Below are 12,348 nucleotides of genomic sequence, written 5' to 3'. Positions count from 1 at the left end.
GCCGCGGCTGCACGAACGCTATACTTCGGCACGGATGGACCACTCCAACGGATACGAGGCAATTTCAGCCGAATGGATCGCACGTCGTGGCAGCGACGCCGGACGCGTCCGGGCAATCGGCGTGGACGAGGTGCGACGTTGGGCGCGGACGCTTCCCGTGGGCAGCAGCGTGATCGATATTGGGTGTGGCCCCGGCTTTCCTCTGACTGCCATGTTGGTCGAAGAAGGACTCCAGGTGTACGGTCTGGACGCTGCTCCATCGTTCGTTGCCGCATTTCAACGGAACCTGCCCGGGATACCCGTCACGTGTGCGTCTGTGCTCAAGTCGGATTGTTTTGGACGCAAGTTCGACGCGGTGCTTGCTGTCGGCGTGATCTTCCTGATGACCGTCGACGAACAGGCACGTCTGCTGCGGAAGTTCGCAGAGATTCTGAATGTGGGTGGGCGCCTGTTGTTCACCGCGCCTTTGCCCGCATGCACGTGGATCGATCAGATGAGCGGGTTGCGGTCGGTTTCATTGGGTGGGGAAGAATATCGAAGGCAACTCGCATCAGCGGGGCTCTCAGTGGTGGCGGAGTTTGAGGACGTGGGCGAAAACCACTATTTCGAGGCACGGAAGATGGGAGCCGCTCTGTAACACTGGTTTCAAACTTCCTTGAATCCCGTGCAACGGCGTATGCTTTCGCGCATGAATTCCACACGCCGCGATCTATGCCTGAGTTTGCCCGCCCTTGCTTTCTTTGCCGAACTATCTGGTGTTGCACAACAGGCAGCGCCTGCCGCTGCGACTGAATCCAAGCCCGATCCTGCGAAGATTGCTGCCGGAACAAAGATTTTTTCAGATAACCACATCTTCAATGGCCGCGAGCTGCCCATTCATAGCGGGAAGACAGGATCATCGCAGGCGGTTTGCCAAGGTGTGCTGCCTACAGGCGAAGGCGTGGAGATGCACAACACGATGTTGCTGCCGGGGATGGCGCCGCATCCGCCGCATCAGCACATGCACTCTGAGTGGCTGTTCCTGCGCGAAGGCAAAGTGGAGTGGCTGATCGATGGCAAGTGGGAACCGGCAGAGGCAGGCGACATTCTGTATGCGAGCAGCATGAAGCTACACGGCCTCAAAAATGTCGGCACGGTGCCGGCGAAGTACTTTGTGATGGCAGTAGGGCCCAATTTAAAAGGCTGATTCGCCGCAAAGGCACGCGATTTTTATCGAACACAGGCGCCCGATCTGAAGCGTGGCGTGATCTGGCGCGCCTGTTTTTCCCAATTGTCGCAGTATCGGCCACGCTTGTCCGCGAACGTGGCAGGAGACTGCTCGAAGGTTGTAGAGACCCCGTTCCGTATGGGGCATGGGCATGTGTTGTTGGGAGGCCTAGTGTGGATTTCAGGCAGCCACTCGTGGCACTTCTCCCAGGCTGTCGCTGAATTTCTTCGGAGCACTACGACTATGCCGATTGCATGTCGCCCGTCGAACCTCAGCAGCGATGTACGCTGCACGGTTTGCGGTCAAGGATTTCTCCTCTACGGAGACCGCCTTATCTCGCAAGAACGAGTGGCGGTTCGTGAGTCAGTTCAACGGATGCTGCGTCGTCAGCACGAGGACTCGCAACACACCGCTGAAGGGTTTGATTTTGACTGGGTTGCAGAACCCGGGATGCACTGAGTGGCAACAGACGATGTTCGTCGGCCGGAGTGATACCCGCGTTGTTGGATGGGGTCATATCTACGGTCGTCCACGTAACAGGTCCACCGCGAAATGAGTGGACCGAAACAGAAAAGAGTCAGGAAATGCATATTCCTTGCATTGCTACAGAGACCGCATTTGACGTCCAATGCCCCGTTTGTGGACGCGGATTTCTCCTGTTGACCGAACCCACCCTGAGCCTGCAACGCGGATCGATGCGCCGACACGCTCGCCAAGCGCTGGCTGCGCAACACGATCTTCCCCTTGCGGCGAGCGGCAACGCGCACTCAGACGAAGTTTTCGATTTGCCTGGATGGGACGGTGAGCCGGAAGGATCCAGCGTGGCGCTTGATTTCACAGCGCCGCTACGGTTGCAGACCACCCACTAAGGTCTATCTGGATAACCCCATATTGCCCTTCTCAATTGGGCAATGGATGCAAACGCGACTTCCCTGGAGCACCCCCACGATTCGTACATTGCTGGGGTTCGCTATACCTATTTACTTCGGCAATGGCGCAGCAGCCGGGCTGCAATGTCCTTTTCCGTCGCAGCTTCGGATGGCGAGGATGACGTTGTCTTTGGATACAGGCAGCGTCATGGTTTTCGCGTTGCCGTCTGCGGTGAGTTGAAACGAAGCGACAGGTGCGCTGAACTGCCAGTCCGGCGCGCTGGTTTCCCGCCATACAACTTCATCATGTGCGTCTGCGGAGGAAGTCCAGGTGATGGTGGTGTCGTTGTTCAGGCCACCCGCTTTGAACTGTACCTTCTCGGGGATAGCTGGCGCAGTGGCCAATGTGGCCAGCGTGGCTGCATTCAGACGAGCGACGCGCGCCATGTAGGGGAAGTCGTCGAACTGGATCAGATCGCCGAACTGCGTTCCGTTCTCCACGCGAACGACTTGATGCTGATGATCAAAGTTTTCGCGCCATTCCGTAAAACGAACGCCGGTGAAGCCTTCGCGATTAAAGGAAGAGTGATCGCCTCCGCGGCCATAGCGATCGAGCCGGAAGACTAACGTGGGCTTCAGTGCGTCTGTGGCCTTCGGAGGAGCGGGTTCGGTGTACGTGCGGGCGACATCGGCTACTGCGCGCGCAAGTTGACGCGATGATGAATCGCTTTCATAGCCTGCGGTGAGAATCTTCTGCGTCTCTTCTGGCGTTGCGGCCAGAGAGATACCTTCTGAGAAGACACGAACGCGGTGCTTATCTTCATTGGCCAGATCAGCAGGTGTGGTGTCACCGCCAACGATGTCGTTGTTCAGAACAGCCTCAAGATTCCAGCCTTCTTTCTTCGCCGTCTGTGCGAGATGGCGACTGCCGAGCAAGCCCTGCTCTTCGCCGGTGACCGTGGCAAAAACAATGGTGGCGGGAAAGCGATGCTTTGTGAGCACACGTGCGCATTCCAATGACACGGCTGTGCCGCTGGCGTCGTCGTTGGCGCCGGGCGCTTCATCGCGTACGTTCTGCATGTCGCGGGTGAAGAAGCTGTCGTAATGACCGGTAACGAGAACCCGCCGGTCGGGATCGCTGGTGCCCTTCATTACTGCGTAAATGCTCTTCAGCGGCGTGGGCTTGATGATGCGTCCGCGAGGGCCGGGCTGGGCAGGCTGCGTGTAAACGTCCTCGTGAATTTCCAGACAATTTCCGCAGTCCTTGCTGATGGCTTCAAAACGCTCGCGAATCCATGCCGCGGCAGCGTCTACTCCGACATGTGGAGGCAATGTGGTGTCGCCCCCACCAGCAGTATTGCGGTTGCGAAAGCTCACCAGGGCTTCAATCGTCTTGCGCATCTCTGTCGGCGATACATCACGCAGGGCCGAGGCAATCTGCGGATCTGCGGTTTGCTTTGCCAGGGGCTTACCGTGTTGCTGGAAGTCGACCCCTGCTGTGGTGCGTTTGGTTTGCGCGGACACAGAAAGGCTTAGCAGAGAAACAGCGGCGAGCGTGAGACGGAGATTCATCAACAGAGCCTCGGAGACTTCAGCAGAATTGTGGGAACGATGCCTCAGAAGATATCGCAGAAACGCTGATAACGTGAAACACCAGCATTGAAACGATTCACTGTCTGCACCGTTCGTGGAGCAGAGTCAGGCTGTGGATTTGCCAGATGTAATTCCAGCGGGTTAGTATCCAATTCTCGCTGGCAGATCGCACTGTTTTCTTTGGAAGTAGTGGCTTGGTCTGCGTCTGAAAAAAAGTTTTTAGGCATCGGGAACAAAACAGAAACATGCGGTGTCTACAGTCGCAGCTTTACCTCTCGTAGATCGGGGTTGCATATGTTTGAAGATTCTTTGGTGGAGTCATCCGGCAAGCTGAAGTCGAAGTCTGGCCGTTGGATGTGGGTAACGGCAGGCTTCAACCTGGCCATTGTCCTGGTGATGATTCTGATCCCGCTCCTCTACCCGGAAGCGCTGCCGAAGACCGCCATGACGGCGATGCTGACGGCACCACCTCCGCCTCCACCTCCACCTCCGCCACCGCCACCGGCACAGGTGGTAAAGGTGACCAAGGTTGTTCAGGCCCTGGACGCGTTTACCGCGCCTACCAAGATTCCTAAGAAGATCGATATGACCCATGAAGATCCGCCGCCGCCGGCTAACGTTGCTGGTGTTGCTGGCGCAGGCATGGGTTCCGGTTCGGGTTCCGCTGGTGGCATCATGGGCGGTCTCGGTCTGGGTGCTGCCCCCACTCCTGTGGTGAAGGCTGCTCCGCCGAAGCCGACGGGTCCCGCCAAGATCTCCGGTGGTGTTATTGCCGGAAACATCCTGGTGAAGACGCAGCCGGTCTATCCGCCGATCGCTAAGGCGGCCCACGTTTCCGGTTCGGTTGTGCTGCACGCCATCATTTCCAAGGCGGGTTCCGTGGAGCAGCTCTCCGTGGTTTCCGGTCCTGAAATGCTTCGCGCTAACGCGATTGCCGCTGTGCAGCAGTGGAAGTACAAGCCCTATCTTCTGAACGGCGAGCCCACGGAAGTGGACACGACGATCACTGTGAACTTCACCTTCGGCGGATAAATTATCCGGGTGGACGTAGTCAGCGGCATCGCTGCTGCGTCCTACGAAGGAAACTTTGATTCGCGGTGCCCCTATGGGCTCTGCCAAACCTTTTTACGCAGTACGAACCAGGAGGACTGAATCTCGTGATTCTCGCTCACGCAGCAGCAGCATTCGCTCATGTACCCGCCACCCTCGGCATGTTCTTCCAGGAAGAAGGCGGCGCAGCAGCCGGCGGCTTCTCCGTTCTCTCCATGCTTAAGAGCATGGGTTGGATCGATCTTGTTGTGGTCGGCCTGCTCTTCATCATGTCCATCTGGTCGCTGGCCGTCATGATCGACCGCGCCCTCTACTTCTCGGCAGCCAAGAGCCAGTCGCGTGAATTCGCGCCCAAGGTTGCTGGTGCTCTGAAGGACGGACGTCTGGACGAAGCAATCAAGGTTGCTGACCGTTCGAAGAAGTCGCACCTCGCTGAAGTTGTTACCGCTGGCCTGCAGGAGTTCCGCTCCTACGGTTCGGGTGGCGCAATCTCCGACGAGCAGATCGAATCCTCGAAGCGCGCTCTGGAGCGTTCGGAAGCCATCGTTCACGCCAAGCTGAAGCGCGGTCTGGGTTCGCTGGCAACCATCGGTTCCACCGCACCGTTCATCGGCCTCTTCGGCACCGTCGTCGGCATTCTGCACGCCTTCCAGCAGATCGCTACGCAGAAGACCTCGGGTATCGGCGCAGTCGCCGGCGGTATCTCGGAAGCTCTGGTTACGACCGCTTTCGGTCTGCTTGTAGCTATCCCTGCCGTTATGGCCTTCAACTACTTCACGAACAAGGTTGAGTCCTTCGACGTGGAGATGGACAACAGCTCCTCCGAGCTCGTCGACTACTTCATCAAGCAGTCGCAGCGCTAGTCCGGGGCGTTCGACGCGAGATCGACACGAGACCGGTGGAGGCCCTGAAATCCTCCACCGGCGACTCCGGGATCTCGAGTCGCTCCATAACGATTTTCTTCAGCCGATTAGGACGGAGTTGCTGCTATGGCAATGGCAACGCGGGATGAGGGCAAGAAGGTAAATTCAGACATCAACGTAACTCCCATGGTGGACGTTATGTTGGTGCTCCTGATCATCTTCATGGTCGTCACGCCCATGCTGAACAACAAGGTTAACGTGGAACTGCCGCCGTCAACGGCCGCAGTGGTCATGGAAGACGCTAACAAGGAAGACTCAATTGTGGTTGCGGTGACCCGCGACGGCAAGACCTTCCTGGGCGGCGACCAGGTACAGTCCGCTGACCTTGGACCCAAGATTACGGAAAAGATCGAAAACAAGACCGACAAGCGCGTTTACTTCCGCGGCGACATCCGCGCGAACTACGGCAAGGTCATGGAAGCGATCGACGGCATCCGTGCCGCTGGTGTGAGCCAGTTGGGCATGATCGCCGAAAAGCCGCTGATCTAACCACTTTCTCCGCCGGCCAATCGGGCCTGCGGAACAGATTCGGTCGCCTCGGCGGCCACACAGGAGATTCACCATGGGCATGGGAGGCGGAGGCGGTTCGGGCGCGCGTTCTGATATCAACGTGACGCCGCTGATCGACGTTCTTCTGGTGCTGCTGATCATCTTCATGGTCATCCAGCCCAACACGGTACGCGGCCTGGACACTCTGGTGCCCCAGCCGCCGAAGAAGGAAGACCTGAACAAGGAAGTGGATCAGCGCACTATTGTGGTGCAGGTCCAGGCCTCAGGCGGCCAGCCTTCCTACAAGATCAATGAGGACCAGGTGGCGTTGGATCAGCTCACCGCGCGTCTCACAGACATCTTCTCGGCTCGTAACGACAAGGTGATGTTCGTGAAGGGCGATAAGGACCTCGACTTCGGCCAGGTGCTTCCGGTAATCAACGACGGCCATGCTGCCGGCGTCGACAACATCGGCATCATCACCCCGGCGGTTGAATCCGGTAAGTAGTGAAAATTCGACGGAGGGCGATGAGACTTTCATCGCCCTCCGTTCGTTTTCTGATATATACCTGAGTACCGTCTGTGTTTTCGTTATCCTCCGGACAGGAGATGCTTCGCTTCGCGAAAGCGGGATTTCCGGTCTGGTCAATCGTTTCGAGTTTCTCTTGCTCCCTTTGGCTCCGCAGTCTGTGTGTCAGAAGTAAAAGGAATTTATCGCGTGTCATGGCGTTTTCTTGTGACCGAAATTCCTTCCGCTCATCTGGCCAGTAGTCTTTCTCTGCGGGTACAATCACTCCACGCGTTGCCCCTTCGGCTCCTGCGTCTTTACCGACTCACTTTGCTCGTATGCGGCATTTGAAGGAGATCATTCGCTCAATGAAAGCTAACGCACGTGTATCCGCCACGGTCGCTCTTCTGCTGTCGCTTGGAATGCTGACTGGCTGCGCCAAGTTGAAGGCACGCGACCAACTGACCAAAGGCGTTGCGGCGTTCAAGAATGCGCAGTACGAGCAGGCAACGAATGCTTTTGAGAAGGCCATCGAGTATGACCCGACGTACGACACCGCCAAGCTGTACCTGGCGACTGCGTATTCGTACCAGGTTGTGCCGAATCTGCTGGACGACAACAACATGAAGACCGCCAACAAGGCGATCAAAGGTTTCCAGGATTACCTGAACGATCATCCCGGTGACAAGGTCTCCCTACAGCAGCTCGCTTCCATCTACCGCAACATCAAGAAGTACCCGGATGCAAAGCGCTATGAGATGGAAGTCATCAAGGTAGATCCGAAGGACGCCGAGGCGCATTACACCATCGGCTTCGTGGACTGGGTTGAAGCCTATGACAACGCTCGCCAGTTGCTTGCTGCTGATGGTCTGACAGACGACGGCAACGGCAATGCGAAGATGAGCAAGGCTACCTGCGCAAAGATCAAGGAAAAGAATACGGACCTCGTCAACGACGGTCTGGATCACCTGAAGCAGGCGATTGCCATCAATCCGACATATGACGATGCATTCCAGTACCTGAACCTGGTGTATCGCCGTCAGGCTGACGTACTTTGCGGTGACCCGGCTGCAGTTAAGGCAGCTGTGGCGAACGCTGAAAAGGCCAGCCAGGATGCAATGGGCGCACGCAAGATCAACGAGCAGAAGAAGGAAGAGAAGCTCCGCGGCGGCGTGACGATGAACTAATCATCATCACTGAATCAAGCGAAGGCCTCCGGAAACGGAGGCCTTTTGCTTGCTCTCATGTTGTGAAGATCGAGGGGCCATTACGAAAGCTGTACCTGTATCGCTGGGGAATCCTTCGTCGGCGACATAAAGGTCAATTGGATCCAGAGGCATTGGGGCAGCGAAACGCAGCCTCTTGTTCGCACGATGCTATCCGCTTCAGACGAATAACTTTCGGTATTGGATGAAGCCACTGCGCGCGGCAACCTTCTCATAAAGCCCGATGGCTTCCGCATTTGTTTCATGCGTCAGCCAATACACCCGTGAAGCACCTTCTTGCGACGCTCTTTCATACACAGCTTCGATGAGTGCGGCTCCAATTCCCTGCCTTCTGCTGGACGGAGACGTAAAGAGATCCTGCAGGTAGCAGTAGGGTCCTGTCGTTGTAGTGGAGAGATGGAACAGGAAATGAACGATCCCCACGAGCTTTTCGTCAGAGAAGGCGCCTAAAGCGTATATGGGAGCGTGGTCGTCGTGGAAGCGTCTCCAGGTCAACTCGGTTGCTTCCGCCTTGACTGCCATGTTGTAGAAGTCCTGATACGCAGCCCACAGTATCTGCCACTCTGCGCGGTCGCTTTCTCGTAATGCTCGAATCTGCATTCAGCCTCACTTTGAAAAGGGTGAGTATATCTTTCAGTGGGATTCATCGTGAAGCTGTGGCATGCGCTCCAGTCCCCACGCCCGATAGCACTTGTCGAGATCACGAGTCGAGGAAAGATAGATCTTCGGCAGGTGGAGTTGTCGGTATATCTCTGCGTATCGCTTTCGATTTCCGGGTGTCACTACTGCAATGTGGTGCAGCATGGCGAACTTGATGCTGTCCTGCCCACCGGCCAATGCACCGATACGGCTTCGCTCGAAGACGGATCTTCTCATTTATCGGAAGAGGCTTGTCAGCGTGGAGACATCGAGAACGATGATGCCGGTCGCGCGTAGGAAGCGTTGCGGAAAGTGGATGGAATAATTGCCGTCGATTACCCATCGTTCGCCTGCGATGGCTTCGTCATGCAACGCGAGAAATTCGCTTGCTGGGCGCGGCACCCAATTCGTATGAGGCAGGTGGTGAAGCTGATCCAGATGGACGGCTTGCAAGTCGACTTTACGAGCGATCGCATCTGCAAGCGTGGACTTGCCGCTGTTCGACGGGCCCAGGATGCAGATGCGTTCGCCGAGCTCGGATAGCGGCATCATGCAGATTCAAACCTCCATGAAGCGCGTGCGTGTGAAGTGGCGCTCGTTCTTACTGCACTTTTGCGAGGAGGCGGCTGAGGGTTGCGAGTGGCAGACCTACAACATTGAAGTAGTCGCCTTCGATGCGGGGTATCCACCGCGCTGCGATGCCCTGAATCGCGTAGGCGCCTGCCTTGTCCATCGGTTCTCCGCTGGCGATATAGCCCGCGATCTGCTCTGGTGTGATTGCTGCGAAGGTGACGCGCGTTGTTTCGGCTGCAGTCAGCGTCTCTGTTGTGGTCAGCACTGCAATGCTGGTGGTGACTTCGTGCGTGTTGCCTTGCAGCAGTGTCAGCATGCGTTGGGCATCGGCTGCGTCCTTTGGTTTGCCAAGGAGTTCGCCATTCAAGGTGACGGTTGTGTCTGCGCCAATGACGATGCTGTCTGGATGCTTCGCAAGTACGGCGCGTGCTTTTTCTTCGGCCAATCGCAGCGTGTAGGTGCGATGGTCTTCGCCGGGTAGCGGCGTCTCGTCGATGTCCGCAGTGACTACAGTAAAGTCGACGCCGATCTGCGTTAGTAGTTCACGGCGACGAGGCGATGCGCTGGCAAGGATGATGGGCTTCGTCTGACTCATGAGACGGGGTAGTCTTCCACGGTGATCTCGCGGACGCTGCCATCGGCACCGGCAAGTAGAACGCGCTCTGCCATATTCAGGAACAAGCCATGCTCCACCACGCCGACGATGCTGCGAATCTCTGCGGCCGTCACTTCTGGATCGGCGATGCCGCTGGACGAGCAATCGAGCAGGATGTTTCCTTCGTCGGTGATGTAGGGGCCGCTGCCGGATTTGTCCTGCCGGATCTTCGGCGTGAATCCAAGGTCGCGCAGCTTCTCTGTGACTAGCGGAACGGCCATCGGAATGACTTCGACGGGCAGTGGGAATGCGCCGAGTTCCTTCACGAGTTTGCTGTCGTCCGCGACGATGATGAAGCGTTTGCAGGCGCTGGCGACGATCTTCTCGCGCAGTAGCTTGCCGCCGCCGCCCTTGATCAGAGCAAGGCCAGGGGCTACTTCGTCGGCTCCGTCCACGGCGACGTCGATGGTGCTGTTGTGATCGAAGTCGGTGATGGGGATGCCGAGCTTGCGTCCGAGGACTTCGCTGTCCTCTGAGGACGCGATGCCTTTGATGTCGAGACCCTGCTGCACCTTTTCACCCAGCAACTGGATGAAGAGTGTCGCAGTGGAGCCGGAACCCAGGCCTACGACCATACCGGGTTCGATGAATCGGAGAGCGGCCTTGGCGGCGGCAAGTTTGGCGGCCTGTTGTGCTTGTGCGTCGGGCATGCGAGTCCTCAACGGTTATCGTATCGCGGCCTTAGTGGTTGATGATGCGCACACTCGCTGCGCCGCGGCATTCGTCGCTCATGCATCCCGCGGCCAGTGCTTGCAGCTTTTCCGACGATAGCTTCCATACAGTGGCATGGTTCAGGCTGCCCATCAGATCGCGCTCGGTTGCGCGGGCTTCACCTGGTTCGGTGCGCCAGTCGGTAGCGGCATTCACCTCTGAGGCGCGTGGTGCCCATGCCTTGCGCAGATCGGTCAGGCGTTTCTCGATCAATGCTTCATCTGTTGCTTCGCCGTGACCTGCTAATTGATAGGCGAGATTACGTTGTTCTGCCAGTCCGGACGTGGTGGTGAGGCGTTGGCGCATCCAGGCTAGTACTGGGGGTGGGAAGGGCTGGTGGAGTGCCTCGTAGATGGTGTCTGCCGGGTAGAAAGGCAGGCTGTTCCAGTTGGTGGTGCGGTCCAGCATGGTGACGGCTTCGGTGGGTGCCATACGCATCAGTACGGCAACCATGGTGCCGTCCTGGGCGTTGGCGTTCCATCCGGCCTTGATCTGGGGCAGGATGGCGGGGGTGGCGTAGCGGGCGGTGAGGATGGCTTTGCCGTTCCATATACCGCCGTGGTCTGCCGGTGGCGACTTCAGCTGGTCGGCGAGGCAGCTGTCCACCTCGGGGAGGCGGTCGCCATGCCATGCCGAGAGTGTGGTCAGTTGGATAGGGTATCCCGGTGCGCATATGGCGTGGATGAGCACTTGCTTCTGGTCGTCGCCCGAGGTGAGTTCCAGTGCGGCGGTGAGGAGTTCGCGGTCGGCCGGTGTCTTGTCCAGCGTGGCCTTGAGGGTTGGGAGCAGGCGTGGGTCGCGCAGTGGTGGGCGTGCGGTCTGGAGGAGCATGCCCTGCATGGTGTGGTCCATGTGGGGGAACTCTTCCACGGCATATTCGTGGGCCTGCTGCTTCTCCGCCTCGGTCAGGCCCTGAAACTCCAGTAGGTAGTAGGCGCTCATTGTGCGGCTCTCGCCGGTGCGTTGCGGCATGGAGGCCAGCAGGTCTTCCATGTCGCGGTTGTGTGCGGCGATGAGCTGCTGCTCTGCCTCAGTCGGCTTTCTGGGCATCACGGCCATCTGCCAGCCCTGGAGCGGCAGGTTCGCCATCAGGCGACGGGTTTCGTCCATAGCTGTCGGCTCGTCCCAATGCGGTGGATTGGCGGGATTGTGCCATACGGCTTCTAGTAGTTCCAGCTGGCGCGACAGGTTGCGCGTCGTGGCCATAGCTACGGGCACGAAGCTGCGGAAGCCGTCATCGGCCGCCGCGATCAGGCGCACCTTCTCTACCAGTGCATCGTCACCCTGCAGTGCGGCGAGACGGGTGAACGCAGCCTGACGGATGCGCTGTCCCACTACGCCTGCCGGGGCGTTGGCGACCTCGTTCTGTACCTGGCGGACGATGTCGGCTTCCATGCCTTTCGGCATCTCCTCCACGTCGATCTCCACGCCGTTGGTGAGTGCGGGTGGAATGGTGGTGGACTTGCCCATGGTGCCGCCGCTGACGCGCTGCTCCGTGACGCGGATGGTGTAATGGCCGGGCTTGCGGAAGATGTAGCCGTCGTTCAGCCGGAGGGGAATGCGTTCGGCGTGGCTTGTGAGGGTTTGCACGCCAGCATAGTCATGGCCGCTTTGGCCACGCCACTGCATCCAGCCCTCGGCGGGCGAGATGCCGATCTTGTCCGCCATGTCGTCATAGTCCGTGATGTTGAGCATCATCGGCATTCCGCTGGTGTTGCGGAAGACCATGTCGAGACGGATGGGTTCGCCAAGGTAGAAGTGGGTTTTGCCGTCGTGCGGTTCCAGCGTGACTTCCGGCATGAGAACGGTTTGTGCTGCGGCTGTGATTCCCGTCATGCAGAACAGTGCAGCAGTCAGCGCAAAACGCATACAGGCGAAGTCTCCCTTGGTGTGAGAAGAGACTTC

The 12,348-nt window shown here is 58.1% G+C and carries 15 protein-coding genes; 8 read left to right on the top strand and 7 right to left on the bottom strand.

Features of this window, described 5'->3' with window-relative positions:
- Positions 1 to 34 precede the first annotated feature (34 nt).
- The 3 genes from M504_RS11475 to M504_RS11465 all read left to right on the top strand — a co-directional run bounded on the left by M504_RS11475 (position 35) and on the right by M504_RS11465 (position 2,076).
- Positions 35 to 637 carry a bifunctional 2-polyprenyl-6-hydroxyphenol methylase/3-demethylubiquinol 3-O-methyltransferase UbiG gene (locus M504_RS11475; protein WP_052200645.1) on the top strand — a complete coding sequence of 201 codons (603 nt, stop codon included), beginning with the start codon at positions 35 to 37 and terminating at the stop codon, positions 635 to 637.
- A gap of 51 nt (positions 638 to 688) precedes the next feature.
- Positions 689 to 1,186, top strand: coding sequence for a cupin domain-containing protein (locus tag M504_RS11470; protein WP_047494593.1), 498 nt, complete (start codon positions 689 to 691; stop codon positions 1,184 to 1,186).
- Positions 1,187 to 1,866: 680 nt separating this feature from the next.
- Positions 1,867 to 2,076, top strand: coding sequence for a hypothetical protein (locus M504_RS11465; protein WP_156993698.1), 210 nt, complete (start codon positions 1,867 to 1,869; stop codon positions 2,074 to 2,076).
- A 111-nt stretch (positions 2,077 to 2,187) separates the two neighbouring features.
- Here the strand turns inward: M504_RS11465 and M504_RS11460 are convergent, their stop codons facing one another.
- Complete coding sequence (locus M504_RS11460; protein ID WP_047491397.1) at positions 2,188 to 3,648, bottom strand: M20/M25/M40 family metallo-hydrolase; 1,461 nt, start codon at positions 3,646 to 3,648, stop codon at positions 2,188 to 2,190.
- Between the two features lie 315 nt (positions 3,649 to 3,963).
- Between M504_RS11460 and M504_RS11455 the strand changes: the two genes are divergently transcribed.
- The 5 genes from M504_RS11455 to M504_RS11430 all read left to right on the top strand — a co-directional run bounded on the left by M504_RS11455 (position 3,964) and on the right by M504_RS11430 (position 7,826).
- Complete coding sequence (locus M504_RS11455) at positions 3,964 to 4,701, top strand: energy transducer TonB (RefSeq protein WP_047491394.1); 738 nt, start codon at positions 3,964 to 3,966, stop codon at positions 4,699 to 4,701.
- Between the two features lie 125 nt (positions 4,702 to 4,826).
- A complete protein-coding gene (locus M504_RS11450) occupies positions 4,827 to 5,582 on the top strand; it encodes a MotA/TolQ/ExbB proton channel family protein (protein WP_047494591.1) in 756 nt (251 codons plus the stop codon).
- A gap of 126 nt (positions 5,583 to 5,708) precedes the next feature.
- Positions 5,709 to 6,131, top strand: a complete 423-nt coding sequence (locus M504_RS11445) for a biopolymer transporter ExbD (protein ID WP_047491391.1) — start codon at positions 5,709 to 5,711, stop codon at positions 6,129 to 6,131.
- Positions 6,132 to 6,204: 73 nt separating this feature from the next.
- On the top strand, positions 6,205 to 6,639 hold the full coding sequence (locus tag M504_RS11440; RefSeq protein ID WP_047491388.1) for a biopolymer transporter ExbD: 435 nt from the start codon (positions 6,205 to 6,207) through the stop codon (positions 6,637 to 6,639).
- Between the two features lie 368 nt (positions 6,640 to 7,007).
- Positions 7,008 to 7,826, top strand: a complete 819-nt coding sequence (locus M504_RS11430) for a lipopolysaccharide assembly protein LapB (protein WP_047491381.1) — start codon at positions 7,008 to 7,010, stop codon at positions 7,824 to 7,826.
- Between the two features lie 198 nt (positions 7,827 to 8,024).
- Here M504_RS11430 and M504_RS11425 read toward each other — a convergent pair whose 3' ends face one another.
- The 6 genes from M504_RS11425 to M504_RS11405 are packed head-to-tail and all read right to left on the bottom strand — an operon-like array spanning position 8,025 to position 12,312.
- Positions 8,025 to 8,465 carry a GNAT family N-acetyltransferase gene (locus tag M504_RS11425; RefSeq protein ID WP_047491377.1) on the bottom strand — a complete coding sequence of 147 codons (441 nt, stop codon included), beginning with the start codon at positions 8,463 to 8,465 and terminating at the stop codon, positions 8,025 to 8,027.
- Between the two features lie 33 nt (positions 8,466 to 8,498).
- A complete protein-coding gene (locus M504_RS22320; RefSeq protein WP_198137577.1) occupies positions 8,499 to 8,741 on the bottom strand; it encodes a hypothetical protein in 243 nt (80 codons plus the stop codon).
- Complete coding sequence (locus tag M504_RS22315; protein WP_198137576.1) at positions 8,742 to 9,056, bottom strand: hypothetical protein; 315 nt, start codon at positions 9,054 to 9,056, stop codon at positions 8,742 to 8,744.
- A 49-nt stretch (positions 9,057 to 9,105) separates the two neighbouring features.
- Positions 9,106 to 9,672, bottom strand: a complete 567-nt coding sequence (locus M504_RS11415) for a nucleoside triphosphate pyrophosphatase (protein WP_047491374.1) — start codon at positions 9,670 to 9,672, stop codon at positions 9,106 to 9,108.
- The gene (gene rpiA / locus M504_RS11410; protein WP_047491370.1) at positions 9,669 to 10,382 is read right to left on the bottom strand and encodes a ribose-5-phosphate isomerase RpiA; all 714 of its coding nucleotides are present in this window, start codon (positions 10,380 to 10,382) and stop codon (positions 9,669 to 9,671) included. The genes M504_RS11415 and rpiA overlap by 4 nt, the downstream gene beginning before the upstream one ends.
- Before the next feature lie 31 nt (positions 10,383 to 10,413).
- Positions 10,414 to 12,312 carry a hypothetical protein gene (locus tag M504_RS11405; RefSeq protein ID WP_047491367.1) on the bottom strand — a complete coding sequence of 633 codons (1,899 nt, stop codon included), beginning with the start codon at positions 12,310 to 12,312 and terminating at the stop codon, positions 10,414 to 10,416.
- Between the last annotated feature and the right edge of the window lie 36 nt (positions 12,313 to 12,348).

Source organism: Terriglobus sp. TAA 43, assembly GCF_000800015.1.
Lineage (GTDB): Bacteria > Acidobacteriota > Terriglobia > Terriglobales > Acidobacteriaceae > Terriglobus.
The sequence above is the reverse complement of the archived record's forward strand: the minus strand, read 5'-3'. Positions and strand labels throughout refer to the sequence as shown.

Excerpts from the sequence above, each read along its gene's own strand:
- M504_RS11475 (WP_052200645.1), top strand. The coding sequence starts at position 35 with ATGGACCACTCCAACGGATACGAGGCAATTTCAGCCGAATGGATCGCA.
- M504_RS11425 (WP_047491377.1), bottom strand. The coding sequence starts at position 8,465 with ATGCAGATTCGAGCATTACGAGAAAGCGACCGCGCAGAGTGGCAGATA.
- M504_RS11455 (WP_047491394.1), top strand. The coding sequence starts at position 3,964 with ATGTTTGAAGATTCTTTGGTGGAGTCATCCGGCAAGCTGAAGTCGAAG.
- M504_RS11405 (WP_047491367.1), bottom strand. The coding sequence starts at position 12,312 with ATGCGTTTTGCGCTGACTGCTGCACTGTTCTGCATGACGGGAATCACA.
- M504_RS11460 (WP_047491397.1), bottom strand. The coding sequence starts at position 3,648 with ATGAATCTCCGTCTCACGCTCGCCGCTGTTTCTCTGCTAAGCCTTTCT.
- M504_RS22315 (WP_198137576.1), bottom strand. The coding sequence starts at position 9,056 with ATGATGCCGCTATCCGAGCTCGGCGAACGCATCTGCATCCTGGGCCCG.
- M504_RS11440 (WP_047491388.1), top strand. The coding sequence starts at position 6,205 with ATGGGCATGGGAGGCGGAGGCGGTTCGGGCGCGCGTTCTGATATCAAC.
- M504_RS22320 (WP_198137577.1), bottom strand. The coding sequence starts at position 8,741 with ATGAGAAGATCCGTCTTCGAGCGAAGCCGTATCGGTGCATTGGCCGGT.
- rpiA (WP_047491370.1), bottom strand. The coding sequence starts at position 10,382 with ATGCCCGACGCACAAGCACAACAGGCCGCCAAACTTGCCGCCGCCAAG.
- M504_RS11415 (WP_047491374.1), bottom strand. The coding sequence starts at position 9,672 with ATGAGTCAGACGAAGCCCATCATCCTTGCCAGCGCATCGCCTCGTCGC.
- M504_RS11430 (WP_047491381.1), top strand. The coding sequence starts at position 7,008 with ATGAAAGCTAACGCACGTGTATCCGCCACGGTCGCTCTTCTGCTGTCG.
- M504_RS11445 (WP_047491391.1), top strand. The coding sequence starts at position 5,709 with ATGGCAATGGCAACGCGGGATGAGGGCAAGAAGGTAAATTCAGACATC.
- M504_RS11470 (WP_047494593.1), top strand. The coding sequence starts at position 689 with ATGAATTCCACACGCCGCGATCTATGCCTGAGTTTGCCCGCCCTTGCT.